The following is a 26,871-nucleotide window of genomic DNA, read 5'->3' as shown; positions in this document are numbered from 1 at the left end:
TAAATGGGATCTGACAGGATATCGCTTTCGCCTTTGGTATGGGGTCACTGGCGACTACCTGAATGGAATTTGAGCCAGCATGAACTCCTTTACCTCACCCAACAATGTATCGATATAGGTATTACTACAATTGATAGTGCCGATATTTATGGCAACTACTCCTGTGAAAAACTTTTTGGCGATGCCCTGGCTCTTAAGCCCGAAGTCCGTAATCAAATTCAGATAGTTACTAAGTGTGGGATACGTCTTATTTCTGATAGGTTTCCCGATGTAACCACAAAGCATTACGATTACAGCTATAATCATATTGTTAGCTCGGTAGAGCAATCGCTTAAGAATTTTAGAACTGACCGTATCGATCTTTTACTGCTTCACAGGCCATCACCCTTACTTAACCCTGAAGAGGTAGCTACAGCATTTAAACATCTAAAATGTACCGGAAAGGTTTTGCACTTTGGCGTTTCGAACTTTTTGCCACATCAAACAGAGCTATTGCAATCATTCCTTAATATCCCACTGGAGGTGAATCAAATTGAGGTGTCGCCACTGCAGCTAGAGCATTTGCACAATGGTAACCTGGATTACATGATGCAAAAAAGAATTATCCCTATGGCTTGGTCGCCTTTAGGTGGCGGAAGAATACTCAATCCAAAATCTGAAACCGAAAAACGTATTGCAAAAACCATACACAAAATTTCCGGGGAAACAAAACTGTTGCCCGAACAGGTAGCAATTAGCTGGCTCGCCACTCACCCCGCAGGGATTATTCCTGTAGTAGGTAGCGGAAAATTTGAAAGGATTAAGAATGCTTTTTTGGCGCTAAAAACCAAACTTACCACACAGCAATGGTTCCAGGTGTATTCAGCATCTATTGGTAAAGAGGTGCCCTAATATTGCTAGTTTTGGCTAACCTAAAATTATTTCATTTTTACCCCAAGCACAAACTTTGGTATTGGAAATAAAAATGAGTTTTTCCCATGTTGAAAACAGGGGGATCTTAAACCTAAATTCGTAGAGTGAAAAATTCAATTGACGAATTTCCTCAAAAATTTTACTGCGTTCTTTCAGTTCGATTTGTAATCCATGATATTTTGATTATGCGTTTCGCTTTCCCTCTAACTTCCTCTAACTCCCTCTCATTCCGGTTCATTCCGATTAATTCCGACTCATTCCGTTCTAACCCATTCAAATCCTAGTTTAAGCACACCAATTAATTGCCTTTCCCAAGTTCAAAATCGGTCATAAATCAAGGCTCATTTGCTCTTAACCGCTGTTTTACTGTTTATTAAATGTTTTGGCAGGTTTTTTGATGTTTTGCTAATACATTTGCAACATCATTGCAATCAACACCAATGAAAGGAAATAACGTATTTAACTGTTTATCAAGGTATTAAATATTTTTTATCGTTAAAACATTAATTTTATTGACTTTAGGTGTTAATTTAACAAAAAAATGCTTTACATTCGAATTAAATTTGGGTTAAGTGTTTTTTTATAGTTTCCATTAATAAAACAATTACACCATGCGTAACTTTATCAGTTTCATAGCTATAACAATATTACTAACTTTGAGTATTAACCTTTTAAATGCTCAGGGTTTAGCGGTTAAAGTAGTTACCCCAAATAACAAAACCAATTTTTGTGCCAATCAAACCATTACCTTGGTGGCCCAAACCGATATAGGAACCGATGAAGGAATAAGTTACAAATGGGAAGGCGATTTATCGATTGTTGAGAAAAACCTTGGCAATATTCTTATTCTTAAGCCCAATAGCAAAGGCATTTATACTTTTACAGTTTTCCTAAAGGATAATGAGGGTAACGAGGCTTCAAGCTCGGTAACAATAAATGTTAATCCTATTTTTAAACCAATTTTAAAGCTTAAAAACAACAAGGTTGAAATTGAAACTAAAGGGAACTTTTCGGGTTGCAACCTTAAATACTACATCGGGAACCAAATGGTTAACGAGGATGCATTTAAAAATGCAAAACAACCCGGTAAATACTCCGTATTAACCACAAGTCCCGATGGATGTACCGCCTCGAGTAACATTGTTGAAATTCAGTAATATTTTGACAAATATTTAGGCTGATAATATCAAACTCTAACGAGTGAAAAATATAAGCAGATGAAAGCATATAATACTTTCCGAAAGATATTACAGGCAGCAGCCATGCTACTTGTAATATCGGCATTTGAAATTACCCCAGTTATTGGACAGTTCACCGTAACCATAGTTCCATCGGGCGGGCAAACGCAGGACTGTCAGGGTTCCGGTTCGTTTGCTCTTACTGTTAAAATAAAGAATGGTGTTGGCGACCCTGGTAATTATACCTACACCTGGTCAGGTGACACACACGTACTAACCTTTGTTCCTCCGGGTGATGTAGCCAAACTTAATACCAATTCTCCAGCTGGCATCTATAATTTCACCTGCGATGTAGAGGACGAGGGTTCCAATACTGCTTCTGATAATATAAGCATCGAAATTCTTCAATCACCTACTGCGTCAATATCTACCACTGACCCAACTACATTCTGTCAGGGAGGCTCTGCACTTCTAAAAGTTAACACAGGAGTGAACTATGCATACCAATGGCGAAAGGATGGTGCCGATATCAGTGGTGCTACGAGCGATCAGTACAGCGCAACCCAAACTGGTTCATACCGCGCAAGGGTTACATTAACCACTACCGGGTGCTCAAGGCTATCTAATGCCATTAACATTACTGTAAATCCATTACCAAACGTTACGGCAAGTAACGATGGTCCTGCTTGCTACAATGGAACCATAAACCTCTCTTCCGCTCCCAATGGTATGGTATCGTACAGCTGGACTAGTAACTCAACGATACCCTTCAGCTCTTCCGACCAAAATCCATCCATAACTAACGTCACACCTGATAATTCAGGCGATTACACGGTAACCGTTCAGGATGCTAACGGCTGTATAAACTCCGCCCAAACCACAGTGCTGGTTTATGACCAGCTCAACGGTGGAACAATAGGCAGCGATCAAACCATATGTTACAATGGCGATCCTGCTGCATTTACAAGCATTGCACCACCAAGTGGTGGCAATGGCTCATTTACCTATCAGTGGCAATCTAAGGTAGGAGTTGGAAGTTGGACTGACATTGGCGGTGCAACCGGTTTAACCTACGACGTACCTGCAGGTTTAACCCAAACAACTCAGTACCGCAGGGCCGCCACTACAAGCTGCGGAACAGTTTACTCAAATACAATTACTGTGACCGTTTATGCAGCCCTAGATGGTGGCAGCATAAGCTCCGATCAATCTATTTGTTACGCTGGCGATCCATCGGCATTTAACAACGACTCACCTGCCTCAGGCGGCGATGGTACTTTCACTTACCAGTGGCAGCAAAAAGTTGGTGCTGGGAGTTGGACTGATATTGGCGGTGCAACCGGATTAACCTACGATGTTCCTGCCGGTTTAACCCAAACAACTCAATACCGAAGAGTTGCTAATAATACTTGCGGAATAGCTTACTCCAATGAGCTAACCGTAACCGTTTACGATCAGGTTACGGGTGGAACCATAGGTTCCGACCAAAGTGTTTGCTACAGCGGCGACCCCGCTGCCTTTACCGATGTAGTGTCTCCAGCAGGGGGTACTGGTGCTTGGACATACAGCTGGGAACAAAAGGTTGGCGCAGGATCATGGACATCAATTGCCGGCGCCAATGGTTTAACTTACGATGTTCCCGCTGGAATTACACAAACTACCCAATACCGCAGAAAAGCAGAGAATGCCTGTGGTTTTGCATACTCAAACGAGATTACCGTTACCGTTTACCCACAAATGGACGGAGGTACAATTGCAGGGAACCAATCGCTCTGTTATAACTCTGATCCAAGCGCTATCACTAGCACAGTTGACCCCTCCGGTGGCAATGGCCCCTGGACTTACAGCTGGGAATACCAGTCCAACTGTGCAGGGCCCTGGATTGTTATACCTGGAGCAACAGGCTTAACCTACGATCCTCCTGCAAACCAAACCGAAACCCGCTGTTACCGTAGGGTTGCAACTAACAACTGCGGAACAGTTTACTCAAATACTGTAACCATAACCATTTATGCCGATATCAATGGCGGAGTAATTGCGTCGGATCAAACGGTGTGTTACGGCGACGACCCTGCTGCATTTACAAGTAGTTCAGCGGCAAGCGGTGGTAATGGCGCCTTCACATATTTCTGGGAGCAAAATACTGGAAGCGGTTGGACAAGCATTGCAGGGGCTAACGGTTTAACCTACGACCCGCCAGCCGGCATTACCCAAACCACAAGCTACCGTAGGGGTGCAACCAATCTCTGTGGGACTGGATATTCCAATACCCTAACGGTAACCGTTGCTCCAGCGGTTGATGGTGGTACAATTAGTACTCCTGCACCTGTTTGCTACAATGGCGATCCCGAAGCATTCACTAACGTTACCTCACCAAGCGGAGGTAGTGGTGCATGGACTTACGACTGGGAATACAGGGAAGGTGCTGGACCATGGACTTCGCTGGGTGTTAATAGCCTAACATACGATATTCCTGCCGGCCAAACAACAACCCGAACCTACCGTCGGGTTGCAACCAACAGCTGCGGCACAGGATATTCCAATGAGGTAACAGTTACAGTTTACCCCAATATAACAGCTGGTTCAATTGACGGCAACCAAACCCTATGCTACAACAGCGACCCACTACCCCTTAACAACGTTACTTTACCTTCAGGTGGAGATGGTAGCTGGACTTACACATGGGAATACCAATCGAACTGCGCAGGCGGATGGACTAGTATTGCCGGTGCTACCGGTTCAAGTTACGACCCGCCTGCCGGGCTTACTGAGACCCGCTGTTACCGAAGGATTGAAGTAAACGCATGTGGTATTACAAACTCAAACACTGTAACCATAACTATTATTCCTGAGATTACCGGAAATACAATTGGAAATAACCAAACCATTTGCTATAACGATACCCCAGCTCAACTTAATGGAGCTGCTCCCGGAGGAGGTTCCGGTGTTTACTCTTACCAGTGGCAACGTAGTACTTCAGGAGTATCGGGTCCATTCAACAATATTGTAGGAGCAACTGCACAAAGCTATTCTCCTCCTGCATTAACGGCAAATACATGGTACAGAAGAATAGTAACATCGGGCTCATGCGTTAGCATTAGCAACGTAGTGGCAATTACCGTTCTTCCGGCAATAGGGAATAATATTATAAGCGCCAATCAAACCATTTGTTACAACACCTCACCTGCTCAACTCGACGGTTTAACCCCAACAGGTGGCAATGGAACTTACACCTACCAGTGGCAAAGTAGTACGGCTGGCGCTGGAGGTCCATTCAGCAATATTGTTGGTGCAACCAGTATTAATTACCAACCCGGTTCATTAACCCAAACCACATGGTTCCGTAGGTTAGTGAACAGCGGCCCATGCGTTAACAATCCCAGCAATGTTGTTCAGGTTACGGTAGCCCCTGAACTTAAGGTTGATGGATTTACCACAATAAATCCTACCTGCAACGGATATAGTAACGGACAGGCCACTGTAAACGTATCGGGTGGTACACCCGGTTACGGCTATAGCTGGAATACATCGCCCGTGCAAACCAACCAAACTGCCACTAACCTAAGCGCAGGCGTTACCTATACTGTTATGGTTACCGATGCTTTGGGCTGCCAGGCTCAGGGGAACGTTGTGCTAACTGAACCCGCAGCCATTGGACTTGCATCTAAAACAGTGGTTCCTGTTAGCGGGTGTTCAGGTAATACCAATGGATCAATCCAGGCACTTGCAAATGGAGGTACACCCAATTACGTTTATACACTATACCTTGGTGCAAGCCTAATCGGAACACAGAATCCGGCTCATCCAACCCCAGCTAATTTCACAAACCTAGCAGCGGGAACATATACCCTGAATATAACCGATGCAAACGGATGTCCCGCATATTCTGAAGATATCAATGTAGCGGAACCCGCTCCCATTGTGATATCGGATGTGACTACAACTCCAATCTCATGTAGTGGTTACGCCGATGGAACAATTACCATTACCGCCAGCGGTGGTACTGGTACACTGGAGTACTCCATCGACAATGGATTAAACTTCCAGCTAAGCAACACCTTTACTGTTAGTGATGGTTACTACGACATTGTGGTACGCGATGCCAATGGCTGTACAGCAACCTGGCCAACAACTGTGGAAATGGTTGATCCCAACACTATCTCTTTCACCTATGAGATAACACAGATAACTACATGTTACGGCGATAATACTGGTAAAATTACTATCAGCAATGTTGCGGGAGGTTCTGGAAGTGGTTACGAATTTTCAATCTACCAACCCGAGGTTTGGGGTACCAATCCGGTATTTGAAAACCTACCAGGCGGACCAACCAACCCTTACTACATTAAGGTTCGCGATTCACATGGCTGTGTTGTTGCTGCAAACAATGGTAACCCAATCTATATTAATCAACCTTCGCCCATTAACTTTACGGTTCAAACCACTAACGTTACAGGTTGTTGGTACAACACAAACGGTACAATCAAGGTTACAGGAGTTTCCGGAGGTACCGGATTAAAGCAGGTTTCAATTGATGGTACCACTTTCTATCCCACAACCTACACTTTCAATGTTGGCGTTGGTTCCTACACTGTTTACGTTCGCGATGCAAACGGCTGTATTGTAACAAAACCTGCAGTTATTACAGGCCCTCCTGCTATTGTAATTAACACCCTCAGTGTAACTGACGTTACTTGCTTTGGTGGAAACAACGGCGAGGTTAATGCAAGCGCTAGCGGAGGTACTGGTGCTCTTGAATACTCAATTGATGGAGTTAACTACTTTGCCAGCGGAAACTTTACCGGTTTAACAGCTGGGAACTACACAATGTATGTTCGCGACCTCAACGGCTGTGTTCTAACACAGGACTTTACCGTTGGTCAACCCCCTGCATTGTTCTTTACCACCCGAACAAAAACCGATATCACCTGTAATGGACTATCCGATGGAACAATTACCCTTGTTGCATCGGGCGGAACTGCTCCTTACAACTACAGTATTACAGGAGGCGCACCGTTTGGTAATGCAACAGGACTATTTACCGGACTAGGTGGTGGAACCTATACCCCAGCTGTTCAGGATGCTAATGGATGTATTACTATTGGAACAAACCTTACCATTATTGAGCCAGCGCCTTTATCAGTTGCTACACAAACATCTACCGATATAACATGCTTTGGAGCAAATGATGGTACAATTTCCGTAACTAGTTCAGGGGGTACAGCACCCCTGACCTACTCCCTGCTCGATGCCGGTTCAAATGTTTTGGCTACAAATGGAACTGGAACCTTTACAAATCTATCGGCAGGTACCTACACTGTTGAAATTAACGATGCTAATAGCTGCGGACCCATTGTTGCCGGACCATTTACCATTGTTGAACCTACTCAGCTCACGTTCACCTACACCACTGTTGATTTGGTATGTAACGGCGATGGAAACGGACAAATTAACGTATCTGCATCCGGTGGAACTCCACCTTACGAGTACTCGTTCGATGGTGGATCTACATGGCAGCCCCTTAGCCTAAAGACAGGCCTAAGTGGTGGCATTTACAATGTTGTAGTGCGCGATGCCAACCTTTGTACAACATCGCAGGATGTAACTATCAACGAACCCGCACCAATAATTTTGAATGTTACAGCTACCAACATTTCATGTAATGGACTATCGGATGGTCAAATTAATGTAACAGTTACAGGCGGAGTTACTCCAATACAATACCGTATCAATGGCGGAGCATGGCAGGGTACAGGATTATTTACTGGCCTTGCTGCAAACAACTACCTTATTGAGGTAATGGACAATAATGGCTGTATGGCCAGCTCTAGCACAACCATCAGTGAGCCTCCAGCAATAACTATCGATAATATTACCACGGTTGATCCTACCTGCACTTCATTTGGAAGTATTACGGTTGTTGCAAGCGGCGGTACAGGCACTTTGACCTATACGCTTAACCCAGGGGCAATCACTAACACAACTGGTACTTTCAATGGGTTAGGCGCTGGTACCTATACCGTAGATGTTACCGATGCAAACAGCTGTGGACCTGTATCAACAGGGCCTATCACCCTTAACTCTCCATCGCTTATCAGTATCGATAACATAAATGTTACCAATGTTACCGGATGCTATGGCGATAATAACGGTAGTATCGAGATTATTGCTTCAGGGGGCACACCACCGTTGCAGTACTCAATTGATGGTGGTACAACCTTCTACCCATCAAATATTTTCACCAACCTCACTGCAAACGACTATATTGTTGTTGTAAACGATATCAATAACTGTCCGCAATCGCAACTGGTTACCATTACTCAACCTGCACAGCTTGTAATTACTAATGTAAACGTAGTTCAAGAAAGCACTCCGGGAGCTAACGATGGGGAAATACATGTAATAGCCACTGGTGGCACTGGTGCACTAACCTATACTTTACTCCCCAATAATATCTCAAACGGTACAGGTGACTTTACCGGACTAGGTACAGGAACCTACAGGGTTAGAGTAACAGATGTAAATGGTTGTAACGTAGAAACAGGCGATTTGGTTATTAGTGGTGTCAATATCGATATTACCTCAAACGATGTAAGCTGTAATGGATTATCCGATGGGTTAATCACCATAACCATAACTGGTGGATTCCCTCCATTTACAGTTCTGTGTACAAGATTATCGGACATGACACCGGTTCCGGTTATCGACCAGGGAGGTAATATCTTTACCGTTGAGAATCTTAATGCCGGGTCCTACCTGATATCAATAACCGACAATATCTCAACAGTATTCCCCAACCGACAGGTTGATATTGCTGAACCCGCACCTCTAATTGCAACATTTGTAAGCCTTGAAAACCCATTATGTAACGGTCAAGCAAGCGGCTCAGTAACTTTCGATATAACCGGAGGTACTCCCGTGTATACAATTACTTGGGATGGAGGCTCATCAATTGGGAACGTGGCAACTGGCGTAGCCGTTGGCTCCTACACCAACTTTACCATTACCGATTCGCATGGCTGTACAACCGAGGTAACCAATGTTCCTCCAATGACTGAACCTAGTGCAATCCAGTTAGTTGAACTTGTTCAATTTGATCCTACCTGTAATGGCCAAGCCATTGGTGCTATTAACATTACAGCTACAGGTGGAACTGGTGCTCTAACCTACTCAATAACCGGAACTGTAACATCATCTAACAATATTGGCGTATTTGAGAATCTACCTGCAGGTGTATATGATGTTACGGTTACGGATGGAAATGGTTGCTCCGCCAACTTTGATCCGCCTTTAAGGGTTACATTATCAGAACCCCCTGCAATAATCATAACCGGATTAACCCCAGCCGATTCGCTGGCTTGTCCAAACGACCCATCGGGATATGTACGCGTACAGGTTAGTGGTGGTCAACCCGATTACACCTTCCTTTGGTCAAATGGCCAAACCACAATGGATCTTGAGAACATTGTTGTTGGTAAATACTGGATACAGGTAACCGATGCTCTTAACTGCTCCGTAACCGATACCTTTGAGGTTAAAGGCCCTGCCATGCTCAAGCTAAATGCCAATATCCAAGACGCTTACTGTAGGGAAATAAACGGTACCGACAAGGGTAGTATTACCATAGTAAGCAAAACAGGCGGTACAGGCGACATCAGCGAGCTATCCTTTGAATGGCTAGGCTTAAGCGATACCGATAATAGTTTAACCAACATATCATCGGGCAACTACACTCTAAGGGTAACCGATACTAAAGGATGCGTTTACGACACCACATTCTTTGTTGGAATTGAGGACAGGTATAACTTCAGAGCAATAGCTGGTAACGATACCACTGTTTGCTTCAATAATCCTGTTACCCTTGTTGGCTCAGTAAGTGGTGGCGATCCAGACCTTGCATTCCTGTATTACTGGAACGAGCTACCAAGCAATACACAGGTTCAAGAAGGAAATACCTTATCGGTTTCGCTAACCGAGAGTAAATCCTATGTTTTGAGGGTTTATTACGTTGGATCGCCTCAGTGTATTGAGAAAGATACCATTAACCTAAATGTACTTCCTGAAATAGGCCTACATGTTCCACTTTACATATCAGCAGTTCAGGATACTATCATATCAATCCTGATGGGTAAAGAGTACAATATCGACGTTATAACCAAGAGCGTTGATTATGCCACCACTTTTGAATGGAAACCAGCTGAAATGTTCCTACCATCTAACAGCTGGAACTCACAAATTCTATTCAACCAGGAGATTAAGAACCAAATCCCACAGGATAGAATTGTGAAAATCCAAGACCCAATAACCAAGAGAATAAATGAGTACATACTGGTTGATGTGATAGCCAGAACCGAGGCAGGATGTACCGATTCCATAAGGCTATACACCAAGGTGGTTGACGATCTTGCATTTGGTAATGTATTCTCACCCAATGGCGATGGTATTAATGATATATGGCGAGTTCCAAAGAGTTACCTATTCCCCGACCTCTCCATAGAGATTTTCAACCGTTGGGGTTCGCTGGTTTGGTCAGCCACTGGCGATAAAGCCGCAAAGGGATGGGATGGTAAGTCGAATAGTGGTCATGAGTTACCAATTGGCACTTATTACTACGTTATTAAGTTTAACATTGAAGCACAAGGAGCAAACTGGAAACCAATAACCGGTTCTGTTACCATTGTAAAGTAACAGCCCAAAAATATTACGGTTATGAAAATGATATCGTCACTTAAACCCGGGAAACTAATTCTAGCAGTACTGCTAATTAGCTCTACCCCATTTACAGGGATTACCCAGCAGGTTCCCCACTACTCCCAGTTTATGTTTAACCCATACCTGTATAACCCAGCCATTGCCGGTACCCTGAATCACTACCAGGTAAGGGGTAACAATCGTAATCAGTGGGTGGGAATAAACGATGCACCTTTCTCGGTTAGCGCCAGTGTATATGGCCCATTCACCAAGTACGACATGGGATGGGGTGCATACATTACAAATGATGTAACCGGACCAACCGCAAAAACTAACTTCATGGGTACTTATGCCTATAACATGATGATTGATAAATCGGGGCTCAGGATATCAGGAGGTATTTCGTTTGGCATGATGCTTTACAGGCTCGATGGTACAAAACTTAATTTGGGCGAAGAACCTGATCCACGGTACGATCCCGCAATAATTCAGGCCACCAAAACGGTGGTATCACCCGATGCTTCAATAGGTTTTTACCTTTACAGCACCTCTTACCACGTTGGTATTGCCGCTCACCAGCTTTTTGGCCAACGATTAAGATTTTACCCTGAACCAGTAGGAACAAGCCGATTAAAACAGCACTTGCTACTTAGTGGCGGTTACTGGGTAAACCTGAATCGAAACATGGAGGTTGAAACATCTGCATTATTAAAATACATGTTCGGTAGCCCTATGCAGTTCGAGCTAAACGGGAAATATACATATATCCAAAAGGGGTATAATGTATGGGGAGGATTATCGCTTCGTTGGAAGGACGCCTTATCAGTTATGGTTGGGGTTACATGGCAAAAGCGTTATTTGCTCGGGTACTCGTTCGATTGGAGTTTGCTTGGGATAAAAAAGTATAACTCTGGTTCACATGAGGTGATGTTCGGTTATAACTTCGATAAGCTAAAATAAACTACTAAAACCGGGCGTTGCCCGGTTTTTTTATCTAATTCTGAAAAAAGTAATAGATTTGCAGTGAATTTTACGTTTTACATTACACCTGGTAAATAGTTATCCCAATGAGAAGAACGGTCTCCCTTATTTTATTTTCAATATTCTCTTTACTTTCCTGTAATAAAGGTTACATCATTCCTGAAAGCGACATGGTAAAAATACTCACAAAGATTTTTATAACCGATGGCGTTACAAGTACACCTCCCCACAACATTCTTTATGGCCATGACTCAATTGACTACTACGAGCCCATCCTAAAATCGTACGGCTACACAACCGCTCAGTTCGACAGTTCCGTGAAGTACTACTCAAGGAATACGGAAAAATTCGATATCATTTTCGACAAGGTGGTGATGGAACTGACCCGAATGAGAGACAAGCTAGAGGAAACCTCAAAGTCCGACACACTTGATAGGAATTCGGATAGCAACGACAACCTCTGGCCCCATAAAACACGCTGGAATATGGCTATAGAGTATTCCACTAATCCATCGCTGGGGTTCGATATCCCTGTGGTTGACCTTGGTGATTACACCATTTCGTTCGATGCCCAATTTTTTCCCGATGATGAAGGGGTAAACGTACGACACTATATCTTTTTCTACTTTGACGATGGCACACCGATTGGAGTGAGAGAAAATCCCGTTTTTGCCACCTATGTTAAAGATGGAAACGTTCATAGTTATAGCTACAAGCTAACGCTTACCGACAAGCAAATTACTCACCTCAAGGGTTGGCTATACGACTCCGGCAACTCAACCTCAAACTTCAAACGTAATGCAATTTTCAGTAACCTAAAGGTTACATACTCACCCCGAAATTTTGACAAGCTTGATTCCATTGATACCCGAAATGTCAAGGTAATTAAAAAGTTGATTAAGAAGGCTCAACCGTTATGAAGCGTTTTGGGGCTAACTATATTTTTCCGGTATGTGGTCCACCCATTCGTAACGGGATAGTTGAAACCAACGACACTGGTGAAATTTTAAGGATAATTGAGCCCGATTCAGATTTCCGTGAAATACACTCCACTCAGTTCTTCAACGGGGTAATTGTTCCTGGCTTTATAAATGCCCACTGTCACCTGGAACTGTCACACCTTAAGGGGCTTAAGGCAAAGAAACCTGGCATTGCAGGGTTCATTGAGGCTGTAACTGACCAGCGGGAATCGAACCAAGAGCACATTTCCAAAAGTATTGCCGATGCCATAAATCAAGCATATACAAGCGGAACGGTTGCTGTTGCCGATATTTGTAATTCTGCATCAACTTTACCCCATAAGCAAAAATCAGATCTATACTTTCATAACTTTATTGAGTTCTTTGGTATTAATCCAGATGTGGCTGAGAAAACATTTAGCCATGGGCTAAGTGTTTATAACGACTTTACTAAATATTACCCCGAAAGCACTAGCTTAACGCCTCATTCAACCTATTCGCTTTCAGAAAAACTCTGGGGAATTATCTCCGGACATTTAAACAAAAAAGGGGAAAAAATTGTAAGTATCCACTACGGTGAAAGCAGAGCAGAATACGAATTTTTAGCCACAGGAAACGGCCCGCTTTTTCATCGGTATAAAAATTCAAACATCCCTTTTATAGCACCTTCAGGTAAAAGCCCATTCTCCGTAATCACTGGTTATATTCCTAAACAAGCCCAAGCACTGCTCGTGCACAACACTTTTGCAACCCCCGATGAACTCTTATCGCTAAACAGATGGTTTCACAGTTTAACCTTAGTCACTTGCCCCGAATCGAATCTTTTAATTGAAAATGCAATTCCTCCGCTCGATAAGTTTGAATTGAATGGCCTTAACATTGCCATTGGCACCGATAGCTTAGCGTCGGTAAGTTCACTCTCAATTCTCAACCAAATACTGATTATTCAAAAACAATTCCCCTCCGTTGATTTTCATACTACTCTAAAGTGGGCAACAATTAACGGTGCAAAAGCGTTAAACATTGATAACATGTATGGTACTCTTGAAGTTGGTAAGAAACCTGGTTTAGTTTTAGTTGACCACTTTGACTTTACCAAAATGCGACCAACGGAAAAGAGTGTAGCAAAACGTCTAATATAGATTTTAAAATGGGTACTTTCCTTTTCGATAGTATTGTTTTTGGACCTGTTAAAAGCCGAAGGCTTGGGGTTTCGTTGGGAATTAACCTTTTGCCTACAAACCAAAAAATTTGCTCATTCGACTGTGTTTACTGTGAGTGTGGCTGGACCGACTCAATGGCTACCCTTGACTACCCAACATTATCGGAGGTTGAGCAATCGCTTGAATCAAAACTGGTTGAAATGATGAAAACGGGCGAACTACCCGATGTTATAACCTTTGCTGGCAACGGGGAACCTACCCTACATCCCGAGTTCCCAACTATAATTGACTCTACTATTACCTTACGGAACAAGTATTGTCCTTCGGCAAAAATTGCCGTTCTATCAAACTCAACCCTAATTCACGATACTCACATTTTTGAGAGCTTACTAAAGGTTGATCAAAACATTCTGAAGCTCGACTCAGTTTTTCCTGAAACTATTGAAATTTTGAACCAACCCTTGTACAAAATAGAGATTAGCAGTTTAATAGAAAATCTAAAACGATTTAGCGGTCGTTGTACCATACAAACACTTTTTGTGAAAGGGACATTTAGGGGCAAAGCTATTGACAATACAACCGAAGCTGAGGTGGATGCCTGGCTTAAAGCCATTCAGGAAATTAAGCCAAAGGATGTGATGATATACACCATTGCACGCGAAACACCCACTGATACCCTTCACAAAATTCCACTATCAACATTACAGGGTATTGCCAGAAAAGTTGAAAGATTAGGCATAAAAACTCAGGTGTCGGGTTGATGGAACCGGAAACACAAAAGAGAGTATTGCTATCGCCACTTGCATGGGGATTAGGCCATGCTACTAGAATTATTCCTGTCATTCATGAACTTTCACATAAGGGTTATTTGATAACTGTTGCTACAAATAATGAACTTGGTGCGCTAATTAAAAATAATTGCCCATATTCTGAAATAATTTACTTTTACTCTCCCAAAATGAAACTGGGAACGGGGAGGGCAAGTGTATTAAATCTGCTATCATTTCTCGTAAAACTTCCGTTTGTAACAATAATAGAGTATTTCAAACTGAAAAGGCTTTTAAAAGGTAAAAGCTTTACCCTCATCGTTTCCGACAACCGTTATGGGTTCCGATCGTCCAAAACTAGATCGGTCATAATCACACACCAGCTTAGAGTTATACCACCTAAACCGTTTGGTTTTCTTAAACATTTGGGTGAAAACGTTATTCGACACTTACTTAGCAGATTCGATGAGGTATGGGTTCCTGACTTTAATAATACTCCCCGTATAGCCGGAATGCTCTCAGAATCAAATGGATTAACTAATTTAAGATATATTGGCCCTATTTCAAGGTTCAATGGGATCCCCGTAAAACAGTTGAACCCTCAATGGGATGTAATGGTTATTGCATCGGGCCCTGAGCCACAAAAAACTGAGTTCATTAATTTAATAGCAAATTGCTTAAGTGAACTTAATTTCAAAACCCTAATACTAAAAGGTAATCCTCTTAAAATAAACAGCTGGGAAACGATTGGAAATTTGACATTTGCAGGAAGTCTGGGTAACGACGAAATGGCCATGGCCATTATAAACTCCAAGTATGTAATAAGCCGAAGCGGTTACAGCACCATTATGGATTTAGTATACCTAAACAAGGGAGGTATTTTAATCCCAACTCCCGGACAAACAGAACAGGAGTACCTAGCACACAGAATGAATAAACTGGGTTGGTTTAAAACAGTTAACCAAAAAGACCTTTCAAAAGATTTACTGTTAGCCCTCCTAAGTCAAACTATTCCAGTGCCACCACGCTTAAACCCTAATCAAGTTCTTGCTTTTATTGAATAAAAAAATCCGTGCATATAGCACGGATTTTATAATTCATTTATCACCAACTATGCGGGGTGAATTGCCTCAACAGGGCAAACATCAGCGCATGAGCCACAGTCGGTGCAAATTTCAGGGTCAATCTTGTAGATATCACCAGCTGAAATAGCTTCAACAGGGCACTCATCGATACAGGTACCGCAAGCGGTGCAATCGTCAGAAATTTTGTATGCCATCTCTGTAAAATTTAGTTTAACGTATCCTAATTAGTTTCTTTGAACTCAACGCAAATTTATAGACATAAATTTAACTTGCCAAAAAAATCAATTCAAATAACCCTTATTTAGAAAACTTTAAAACTTCCACTTGGGGGCAAATGAGTATGAAATCATTAGCTCATGGGTACCTGTATTGATTCTTGATAGCTTATTCAACGAGAAGTCGAATGCATAGCCAACGGAGATATCGTGTTTCAATTTCATATCGAAGAAGATACCAAATGCATCGCCAATGCGGTAATGGGCTCCAAAATAGAATTGTCCCTTATAAAGAGCCTGAGCTGTAATATCGCATGTCATTGGCACTCCAATCATTGCGCCGGCCAGCATTGAGGGCATAAGTACCCAATCGGAATTAAGCTCATAATTATACCCTCCGATGATATATAACGGGCTTTTAAGGGTTTTATCGAATTTGCGATTGAAGGACGTTTGGAGCATTCGAGGAAGCGATAGCCCTGCATAGAACTGGTATGAGTAAATATAAGCCCCAACTCCGATATTTGGATAAAAGCGTTTTTCATTCTGGGTAAACGCAGGGTCATCGGGGTTAACCACATCGAGATTGGTAACCGATGCATGGTAATAGGTGAAGCCACCTTTTATACCAAGCGAAAGTGTAATATCGTCATTTACCCTGAGGCGATAAGCATAGGAGCCTGAAAAATGGGTATTACTCAAAGGCCAAGTGTTATCGCTCATAAGATTCAGCCCAACACCTATTTTTTTATCGGGCCAGGGCATATGTGCAGAGTAGCTCAGAGTAGTAGGTGCACCTTCCAGTCCTACCCATTGCAGTCGCGATAACATGCTCATATTCAGATTACGGACGGTACCTGCAATGGCTGGATTTATTGAAACCGGGTTATGCAGGTAATGGGTAAAAATTGGTTCCTGTTGAGCTTTTAGAGTTGCTGCCCCAAAGGCAGCAACTCCAAAGATCACTAAAAATATCTTTTTCATAAACATAACTTTTAGTATGAACGCTTAATAAATACGCTTCCCTTATACAGTTTGCCGGTATCCTTAATTTCCAACAAGTAGTAGTAAGTTCCATCGGGAAGTTTTGAACCTATAGCCATCGAAACATTCGAGGTGCCATCCCAGTCGTTCTTATAGTTATCACTCTTGTAAACCAGGTTGCCCCAGCGGTTGTAAACATATAGGGTTACCTTTTGGAAGAACTCTATGTTTTGTACCTCAAACGTATCGTTGATATTATCGCCATTGGGCGAGAATGCTTCAGGTATTTCTACTTTCTTATTTGGATCGACACTAACGGTTACTGTTACAGTTGCAATATCGCATTCATCGTCGATGTCGCAAACCCTATAAGTGAAACTTTCGGTACCCTTATAGCCTGCTAAAGGTGTGTACTGTAGCTTGTAATCGGCAGTTACAATTACATTAGCATTTGTGGCTGGTGTAACAAGCTCTACCGATTTAACCCCATCGTTTAGGTAAAGGTCGTTCTGTAGCACATCTATAAGGATGGTTGTATTGGCGTACGTTTCAGCCTCATCGTCAATGGCATCGGGGGTGTAGTTTTCACGGTTCAGAACATTTATTACCACCTTAGCCAATGTGTAATCGCCATCCACATCCTGAATGTAGTACCAGAGCGAATCTACTCCATAAAAATCAGTGCTGGGGGTATACCGTACTTTGGTTGCAGCTGTTTTTGCAGCCACGCCATTGGTGGGTTGCGAGTAAACCATCACTATAATACCACCATCTGTCTTATTTAGGTCATTAAAGGTTGGGTCAAATTCAACAGAACGGTTCTTGTATGTAGTTACGGTATCGTTAACCGCATAGGGTATAAGGTTTGTATTTTTAACCCTGATGGTAACGGTTGTGGTAGAACAATCGTTATCGAAATCGCAAACCTGGTAACGGAAGTAATCTTCGCCAAGGTAGTCAGTAGCTGGTGTATAGGTAACAGAATTATTGGCCTCAAGCACTACATTACCATGAGTAGGCATTTGGGTTAACAGCAGTTTAATTCCACCATCCTCAAGACCTGTATCGTTAAACAGCACATCAACGTTAACGGAGGTGTTCTTAACTGTTCCTCTACCGTCGGGGTTTGCCTTGGGTTTGTGATCTAACCGCTCACCCACCTCAATATAAATCTTAGCAATTCCGTAATCGCCGTCTTCATCAACCACCATATACGAGAGGGAATCCTTGCCAACAAACCAGCTCGATGGGATGTAACGGATATTGCGGCTATCGAATACGTAGGCAAATCCATGGCGAGGTTTCGACATTACTTTGATGTATGACAGACCATCCTCAAGGCCAGAATCGTTCTTGATAACATCAACCAGAACAGGGATATTCATAGTGGTTGTTGCTGTATCGTTAACGGCAACTGGTACAAAGTTAACCTCCTTAACGTTGATGGTAACAGTTGCTACATTACTGGTGTCGTTATCCCTATCGGTAATGTAGTAGGTAAATGTAGCCAAACCAAGATAATCAGTTACAGGGGTAAATGTAACAGTATTATCAGCGTTAAGAACAGCCGTACCTGTTAACGGATCGGGGTTCTGATCGAGATGAACAGCTATCCAGCCATCTTCAAGACCGTCGTCGTTGATGAGTACATCTACGGTAACTGGCGTATTCTTTGATGTAGCGCGGCGATCGTCGTTAGCAACTGGTATGTTGTTCTGTTTATCTATTACGGTAACATAAACCGTAGCAAGTGAGTAATCGCCATCTACGTCTTCCACATAGTACTTGAACTCATCGTTGCCCACAAAGAAATAGCCAGGAATGTATGTGATTGTATTATCGCTGTTAACAACCACAGCGCCCCACTTGGGTTGGGTGTGAATTTGCACACTCTTAATACCCTCAAAGAGTAGGGTGTCGTTGGCAAGTACATCAACATCAACGGGTGTATTTACAATTGTGGTAACATAATCGTCGTGGGCTTCAGGGATCATGTTAAATGGCTTAACATTGATGTATACCTTTGCCTCATCCCACTCACCATCGGTATCAGTTACTCTATAGGTTAAGCTATCGGTTCCAAGATACCCATTAGCTGGTAGGTAGTTAATTGTGTTATCGGAATTAACTGTTGCCGAACCATTCTTAGGATTATCCACTACGGTAATCGTTAATGGAACGTCCTCAATTCCTGTATCGTTAAACAGCACATCAATTACTCGAGGTGTGTTATACGATGTTCCTCGGTAATCGTCGTTTGCAACAGGAATATGGTTTATTCTCTCAACAACATTTATGGTGACAGTTGCAACGGAGTAATCGCCATCAACATCCTCAATTAGATACTGGAACGAATCGGTACCAAGGAACATGTACGATGGGGTGTACATAATGGTACGATTGGAGTTTACCACCACAGTACCAAACATCGGCTGAACCAGTACTCTTAAATCAGCAAAACCATCTTCAAGGCCTGAGTCGTTAGCAAGTACATTAATGTCAACCGAGGTGTTCATTTGTGTAGTTACCTCATCGTTAACAGCAAGGGGAACAATATTCACTCCTTCCTTAACCCTAATTGTAACAAGAGCGTCGTCGCTATCGCCATCGGCATCGGTAACGGTATAACGGAATGTCATTGTTCCAATAAATCCGGTTTCCGGTGTAAATGTTACAGTATTATTGGAATTAACTAGGGCTGTACCCTGTGCAGGAGCTTCAGAGATAGTTACGGCTACAGGAGCATCATCAAGTCCGGTATCGTTGAACAACACATCAACCACAACACTTTGGTTGAAGCTGCAACCACGACGGTCGTCGTTAGCAACAGGTTGAGCGTCGGGTCGATCGGTTACTGTAACGGTTACGGTTGCCAACGCGTAATCGCCATCAACATCCTCAATTACATACTGGAATGTCTCAGTACCAACAAACATGTAACTCGGCGTGTAGGTAACCGTACGGTTTGCGTTAACCACCACGGTTCCAAACTGTGGTTGACGGTATATGTAAAGTGAGCCAAATCCATCGTCGAGGCCGCTATCGTTGGCAAGAACGGGGATTGTAACAGGGTTATTAACATAGGTTGAAGCCGCATCGTTTACTGCAACTGGAACAACATTTGTTCCCGATTTTACGGTTATGGTTACTAAGGCATCATCGCTATCGCCATCGGCATCGGTCACGGTGTAACGGAAGGTCATTTGGCCAATAAAACCATTTGCAGGGGTAAATGTTACTGTATTATTAGCATTCACTATTGCTAATCCTTGTGTAGGTGCCTGCGAAATAGTTACGGTAAGTGGAGTATCGTCAAGTCCAGTATCGTTGAACAATACATCAACGGTAACAGGAGCATTGAAGCTGCAACCACGACGGTCGTCGTTAGCAACGGGCTGTGCGTCGGGTTTCTCAGTTACATTAACCGTAACGGTTGCAACGGAGTAATCGCCATCAACATCCTCAATTAAGTACTCAAAGGTATCGGTACCCAGGAACATGTAGCTTGGGTAGTAGGTTATGGTTCGGTTTGCATTAATGGCTACTGTGCCAAATAGGGGCTGAGTTCGGATGGTGAGATTTCCAAAACCATCTTCCAATCCTGTATCGTTAGCAAGTACATTTATGTCAACAGGTGTATTGATAATAGTATTGGCAACATCGTTTTGTGCTACAGGTACATTGTTTGCACCAGGTTTCACGGTTATAGTTACCAGTGCATCATCGCTTTCACCGTTAATATCGGTAACCACATACTGGAACGTAGATTGTCCAACAAAATCAGTTGCTGGTGTGAATGTTATGGTGTTGTCGGCATTAACCACAACATTGCCAATGGCTGGAGGTTGGCTGATTGTAACGGTTAACGGAACATCATCGAGGCCAGTATCGTTGAATAGCACATCCACCACAACGCTTTGGTTGAAACTGCAACCACGATAATCATCGTTTGCAACAGGGATAGCATTTTGCTTGTCGAGTACAGTTACAGTAACAGTTGCAAGCGAATAATCGCCATCAACATCTTCAACCACATACTGGAAGGTTTCAGTTCCCACAAACATGTACGATGGGGTGTAAGTAACTGTTCTGTTTGCGTTAACCACAACTGTTCCAAACTCAGGCTGACGGTAAATGTACAGTGAGCCAAAACCATCGTCGAGGCCACGGTCGTTTGCCAGTACATTTATGTATACAGGAGTATTCACCTTAGTGGTTGCAGCATCGTCGGCAGCAACAGGAACAATGTTGGTTCCACTCTTAACCGTTATAGTTACGGTTGCATCATCGCTATCGCCATCAACATCGGTTACAGAGTATTTGAAGGTCATCTGACCAATAAAACCGTTTGCCGGAGTAAATGTAACTGTGTTATCGGCATTTACAATTGCTGTTCCCTGAGCTGGACTCTGAGTGATAGCGACTGTAACTGGTACATCGTCGAGACCGGTATCGTTAAACAGAACGTCAACCACAACTGGGGTATTAAAGCTACAGCCACGACGATCGTCGTTTGCAACAGGTATGTAATCGGGACGATCTATTACGGTTACCTTAACCTCACCAATGGCCAAATCGCCGTCAACATCGGTAATCATGTAGTAGAATGTTTCAGTTCCTACAAACATGTATGTTGGGGTATAGGTAATGGTGCGGTTAGCATTTACCTGAACGGTACCAAAGTCGGGTTGACGATAGATTTCAATACTACCAAAGCCATCATCTAAGCCACTATCGTTCTTAAGAACATTAATGTTAACAGGCTTATTAATAATGGTTGACACTGAGTCCTTATTGGCAACAGGTACATGATTAACGCCATCCTTAACAGTAATAGTTACTGCAGCAACTGAGCAATCGCCATCGGTGTCGCAAACCTGGTACTGGAATACATCGGTTCCAACATAGCCGTTATTTGGTGTATAGGTTATTGAATCGTTTGTAGCATTAACCAAATAGGTTCCATTTGAAGGATCAGTAATTACGGTAAGCGAGGCAACGCCATCATCTAAGCCGGTATCGTTTGTAAGAACATCTACTTTAACAGCGGTGTTCTTTGAGGTTGCACGGCTATCAGGATTAGCTTTAGGCAGTGAATTTGGTTTGGCACTTACAGTAACGGTTACAGTAGCCAAATCGTAATCGCCATCTACATCCTGCAACATGTAAACAAACTGGTCGGTACCGATGAACCCGTTATTCGGAGTGTAGGTTACGGTTCTATTGGCATTTACTGTAACATTACCATTTGCGGGTTGAGTGAAAATGGTTATGCTTCCAAATCCATCGTCAAGTCCGCTATCGTTAGCCAATACATTGATTGCCTTTGGCGTATTTACGACAGTTGTTGCAGCATCGTCGTTGGCTACTGGAACATGGTTAACAGGACGAACGTTAATGGTTACAGTAGCAATGTCGCAATCGCCATCGGCATCGCATACCTTATACTTAAAGGTAGCAATACCAGTATAACCAGCGGCCGGAGTAAACGTTACGGTATTATCAACATTAGCAACTGCCGATCCCTTGGTAGGTTCAGGTTGTTCCTCAATGCTTACAACAATACCACCATCCTCAAGGCCTGTATCGTTTATTAGCACATCAACGGTGCGCGGAGTGTTTAATGAAGCACCACGGTTATCATCTACCGCTACTGGGGTATCGTCAATAGCAGTTACGTTAACAGTTACATTCGCTTCGGCCCAGTTATCGTTGTTAAGGGTAACACGGTAGCTGAAAGTAACAGGTCCATTGTATGTCTTAACCGGTGTAAACCTGATTGTATTATCGGGGTTAACTGTAACACTACCCTTGTCGGAATCGGGTTGGGTTGCAATAGATACTGACTTAACTCCCTTATCGAGACCCTTATCGTTGGCAAGTACATTGATGTTAACTGATGTTTCCTCATCAGTAGTAGCATTGTCGTCAACAGGTCGAGGGCTTAAATCATCCTGGTTAGTAGCGCTTACGGGATCAATGGCAAGGTTATTGTAATCGCCATCGGCACTAGCGGTAGTTATTGTAACCTGATAGGGCTGATCGCCATCCTCAATGTCATCATCAACACCTGTTAGGGTTACTGTTACAGGAGAGTTCCAGTTCCCTGCATTGAAAACATGCGATACAGGCGATACTGTTCCTTCGCCAGTATTGCTTGAAACAAAGCTAACGGTTACATCGGCTGTAGGAGCAGTGTTAAGCAGCATTTGGAACGTTGCTGTTCCACCGGCTTCGGTGGTTATAAGCCCACTTACCGGGAAGACGTTAACACCTGCCTGGTCGTTATCGATATTCTGCAGTGATAGATCGTCAGGATCGATGCCATTATAGTTGGTATCGGTACTTACTGCGGGATGAATGATGATGGTATAGGTTTGATTTCCATCGGCCACCACATCATCGACACCGGTAACGGTAATGGTTTGAGGGGTATTCCAGTTAGCACTTGTAAACGTTACACTTGCTGGAGCAACTGTTCCTTCTGAAATATCGTTTGACTCAACATTGATTGTTACATCAGCAACCGGTTCTGTGTTGAGTACAATAGTAAACGTTGCAGTTGTACCATCCTCACGGGTGTTACCGCTAATAGCCGAAACAGTTATTCCTGCCACATCATCGTCGGTACATGTTACCTGAATATCGGGCGGGTTCAGGCTATTATACTTACTATCGGTACTGGCAGCAGCCGATGTTGTAACGGTGAAGGTAACATCGCCATCGTCAACTGAATTGTTAACCGGGGTAATGGTAAGCACCTGGTCAGTATTCCAGTTAGCTGGAGTAAAGGTAAAGCTGGCTGGTGAAACCGTACCTTTATCGGTATTTTCAGAGGTGATGGTAAATGAAACATTAGCTGTTGGCTTAGTAGCAAGCCTAAAGTTAACGGTTACAGGGCTTCCGCTTTCAGAATACGATACCGTTGTGGGCGATACAATATAACCGGCCACATCGTTGTCGCGGTTGGTAACCGAAACATCAACAGGGTTCAGGTTGTCGTACTTGGTATCGGAGCTAACACAGGGCTGGGTTTCAATGGTGTATGCAATATCGTCATCATCCACATCATCATCAACACCAGTAATGGTTATGGTTTGAGGTGAATTCCATGTGGCTGGAGTAAATATAACGCTGGTAGGTGAGATTACTCCCTCGCTTGTGTTAGTTGAATTAAGAGCGATAGAAACATTGGCGGTGGGTCGGCTATTGAGCCTAATGGTAAATGTAGCCTGTGCACCGGCTTCGGTTGTTACCAATCCACTTGTAGGATTAACGGTTACTCCAGCCACATCATCGTTAAGGTTAGTAACCGAAACATCCGATGGATTTAAACCATTGTACTTTGTATCGGTGCTGGTAGCAGCAGCGGTTACTATAGTGTAAGCAACATTTCCATCGTCAACAAAATCGTCGACACCGGTAACTGTTACAGTTACTGGGTTGCTCCAGTTGGCAGGGGTTATAGTTACCGATGTGGGTGAAACTATACCTTCGGCAGTATTGCTCGAACTTAGGCCAATGGTTACATTGGCTGTTGGACGGGTATTTAACCTTATGGTGAAAGTTGCAGTACCTCCGGCTTCAGTAGTTGTTAACCCCGAAGTTGGGTTAACAGTAATGCCTGCTGTATCGTTGTCGGTATTGGTAACCGATACATCGCTCGGATTCAATCCACTGTACTTAGTATCGGTGCTGGTAGCAACACCTGTAATAATGGTATAGGCAACGTTGTCATCATCAACATCGTCATCAACACCAGTAATAGTTATGGTTTGGGGAACATTCCAGTTAGCAGGTGTGAATGTAACGCTCGAAACACTAACTGTACCCTCGGCGGTATTGCTCGATGATATTGGTATAGTTACATTAGCCGTTGGACGGGTGTTGAGCTTGATTGTGAACTGAGCAGTTCCACCAGCTTCAGTTGTGGTTAATCCCGATGTAGGCGACACAGTAAATCCAGCCGTATCGTTATCGATATTGGTTACCGATACATCGGCTGGGTTAAGTCCGCTGTACTTTCCATCGGTGCTGGAAGCCGGGTTGGTTACAATGGTGTAAGCTACATTATCGTCGTCCACATCATCATCAACACCAGTAATGGTAACCGTTTGAGTAGTATTCCAGTTCAATGGGGTAAATGTTAGGGAGGTAGGCGAAACGCTACCCTCAGCAGGATTACTTGAGGTTAAGGTGATTGTTACATTTGCCAGAGGCTTAGTGTTGAGTCGAACTGTAAAGGTAGCGGTTCCTCCAGCCTCGGTGGTTTGGAGACCTGTGGTTGGGGTAATTGTGAAACCGGCCACATCATCATCGATATTGGTTACTGAAACATCGTCGGGGTTTAAGCCATTATACTTTGTATCGGTACTGCTGGCAGCCGAAGTAATTATAGTGTAACCTACATTATCGTCATCAACATCATCGTTTACTCCTGTTACCGTAATAGTTTGGGCTACATTCCAGTTGCTGGGAAGGAAAGTTACGCTTGCAGGCGAAACGGTTCCTTCGGTAGTATTGCTAGAACTTAGGTTCACGGTAACATTAGCAGTTGGTTTAGATGTCAAACGAATTGTAAAGGTTGCTGTACCTCCTGCCTCAGTGGTTTGTAACCCAGATGTTGGAGTAACAATAAAGCCAGCGTTATCATCGTCAACATTGGTTACAGAAACATCGGCAACTGCCAGGTTGTTGTAAACCGGATCGGTACTTACAGCGTTGGATGTAACTACGGTATAGGTAATATCACCGTCATCCTCATCGTCGTTAACGGGAGTTACAGTCACTGTTTTAGGTGAGTTCCAGTCGGAAGTTGTAAAAAGTAAACTTGCAGGCGATACCGTACCTTCAGTAAGGTCGCTACTTGATATGTTAATGGTAACATTGGCAGCGGGTTTGGTGTTAAGAACAACAGTAAATGTTGCCGTGCTACCACTCTCATTTGTTGATAACGAAGTGGGAGTAACTGTTACCCCGGCCACATCGTTATCGTTATTGGTTACCGAAACATCGGTTGGGTTAATGCCGTTGTATAACGGATCGGTACTGGTTGCTGCAGCAGTAATTATGGTATATGTCTGAGGACCATCGGCTACAGCATCGTCAACTCCGGTAATTGTAACTATTTGAGGAATATTCCAGTTACCGGGGGTGAATGTTATCGAAGCAGGACTTACAGTACCCTCGGCGGTATTGCTCGACGAAAGTCCAATGGTTACATTGGCTGAGGGTTGGCTGGTTAGTACAATGGTAAAGGTAGCCTGACCGCCCGACTCACTGGTCACTAAGCCCGAAGTTGGATTTACAGTAATTCCAGCCACATCATCATCAAGATTGGTAGCGGAAACGCTAAAGGTTTGCCCGTTGTATTTTGAATCGGTGCTTGAGGCTGTTCCGTTTACGTTATACGCCTGATCGCCATCGTCCACCCAATCGTTTTGGCCTGTTAAGGTAACAGTTTGAGGTGTATTCCAATTGGCAGCGGTAAAGGTTAATGAAGTTGGCGAAACCGTACCCTCAGCAGGTTTAGTCGACGTTAAACTAATGGTAACATTGGCTGTAGGACGGCTATTGAGCCTAACCGTAAATGTTGCGGTACCTCCGGCCTCAGTGGTTTGAAGACCTGAAGTTGGGGTTACCGTAATTCCTGCATTATCGTTATTAATGTTAACAACGCTAACGTCGGCCGGATTAAGGTTATTGTACTTTGTATCGGTGCTGGTTGCCGGCGCAGTCACAATGGTGTAGTTGATATTTCCATCGTCAATATCATCGTCAACACCAGTGATTGTAATGGTTTGCGGGGTATTCCAGTTAGCAGGAGTAAAAGTTACCGATGTTGGACTAACTGTACCCTCAGCGGTATTGCTCGAGCTCAATCCAACAGTAACATTGCTTAACGGTTGGCTATTAAGCCTAATGGTAAATGTAGCC

11 protein-coding genes are annotated in these 26,871 nt (G+C 43.3%); 8 read left to right on the top strand and 3 right to left on the bottom strand.

All coding sequences use genetic code 11. The features are described from left to right. Nucleotides 1–3: 3 nt before the first annotated feature. The 8 genes from WHS63_RS10270 (at nucleotide 4) to WHS63_RS10235 (ending at nucleotide 15,715) form a co-directional block, all read left to right on the top strand. The gene (locus WHS63_RS10270) at nucleotides 4–891 is read left to right on the top strand and encodes an aldo/keto reductase (protein WP_445205024.1); all 888 of its coding nucleotides are present in this window, start codon (nucleotides 4–6) and stop codon (nucleotides 889–891) included. A 632-nt stretch (nucleotides 892–1,523) separates the two neighbouring features. Further along, the gene (locus WHS63_RS10265; protein ID WP_445205023.1) at nucleotides 1,524–2,069 is read left to right on the top strand and encodes a PKD domain-containing protein; all 546 of its coding nucleotides are present in this window, start codon (nucleotides 1,524–1,526) and stop codon (nucleotides 2,067–2,069) included. 60 nt (nucleotides 2,070–2,129) lie between these two features. Beyond that, nucleotides 2,130–10,778, top strand: a complete 8,649-nt coding sequence (locus tag WHS63_RS10260) for a T9SS type B sorting domain-containing protein (protein ID WP_445205022.1) — start codon at nucleotides 2,130–2,132, stop codon at nucleotides 10,776–10,778. Between the two features lie 21 nt (nucleotides 10,779–10,799). Continuing rightward, a complete protein-coding gene (locus tag WHS63_RS10255) occupies nucleotides 10,800–11,741 on the top strand; it encodes a PorP/SprF family type IX secretion system membrane protein (protein ID WP_445205021.1) in 942 nt (313 codons plus the stop codon). A gap of 107 nt (nucleotides 11,742–11,848) precedes the next feature. Continuing rightward, the gene (locus WHS63_RS10250; protein WP_445205020.1) at nucleotides 11,849–12,682 is read left to right on the top strand and encodes a DUF4296 domain-containing protein; all 834 of its coding nucleotides are present in this window, start codon (nucleotides 11,849–11,851) and stop codon (nucleotides 12,680–12,682) included. Beyond that, complete coding sequence (locus tag WHS63_RS10245; protein WP_445205019.1) at nucleotides 12,679–13,863, top strand: amidohydrolase family protein; 1,185 nt, start codon at nucleotides 12,679–12,681, stop codon at nucleotides 13,861–13,863. The genes WHS63_RS10250 and WHS63_RS10245 overlap by 4 nt, the downstream gene beginning before the upstream one ends. 8 nt (nucleotides 13,864–13,871) lie before the next feature. Next, the gene (locus WHS63_RS10240) at nucleotides 13,872–14,645 is read left to right on the top strand and encodes a radical SAM protein (RefSeq protein WP_445205018.1); all 774 of its coding nucleotides are present in this window, start codon (nucleotides 13,872–13,874) and stop codon (nucleotides 14,643–14,645) included. Then, on the top strand, nucleotides 14,645–15,715 hold the full coding sequence (locus tag WHS63_RS10235) for a glycosyltransferase (protein WP_445205017.1): 1,071 nt from the start codon (nucleotides 14,645–14,647) through the stop codon (nucleotides 15,713–15,715). The genes WHS63_RS10240 and WHS63_RS10235 overlap by 1 nt, the downstream gene beginning before the upstream one ends. A gap of 47 nt (nucleotides 15,716–15,762) precedes the next feature. Here the strand turns inward: WHS63_RS10235 and WHS63_RS10230 are convergent, their stop codons facing one another. From WHS63_RS10230 to WHS63_RS10220, 3 genes are all read right to left on the bottom strand, one after another. Continuing rightward, nucleotides 15,763–15,930: a DUF362 domain-containing protein gene (locus WHS63_RS10230; protein ID WP_369489415.1), complete on the bottom strand. Its 168-nt coding sequence runs from the start codon at nucleotides 15,928–15,930 to the stop codon at nucleotides 15,763–15,765. Nucleotides 15,931–16,047: 117 nt separating this feature from the next. Further along, nucleotides 16,048–16,935 carry a PorP/SprF family type IX secretion system membrane protein gene (locus WHS63_RS10225; RefSeq protein WP_445205016.1) on the bottom strand — a complete coding sequence of 296 codons (888 nt, stop codon included), beginning with the start codon at nucleotides 16,933–16,935 and terminating at the stop codon, nucleotides 16,048–16,050. Between the two features lie 11 nt (nucleotides 16,936–16,946). Further along, nucleotides 16,947–26,816, bottom strand: coding sequence for an Ig-like domain-containing protein (locus WHS63_RS10220; protein ID WP_445205015.1), 9,870 nt, complete (start codon nucleotides 26,814–26,816; stop codon nucleotides 16,947–16,949). Between the last annotated feature and the right edge of the window lie 55 nt (nucleotides 26,817–26,871).

Origin of the sequence: Tenuifilum sp. (assembly GCF_037481895.1) — a bacterium.
Taxonomy (GTDB): Bacteria; Bacteroidota; Bacteroidia; order Bacteroidales; family Tenuifilaceae; genus Tenuifilum; species Tenuifilum osseticum.
This window is presented reverse-complemented; position numbering and strand designations above follow the sequence as displayed.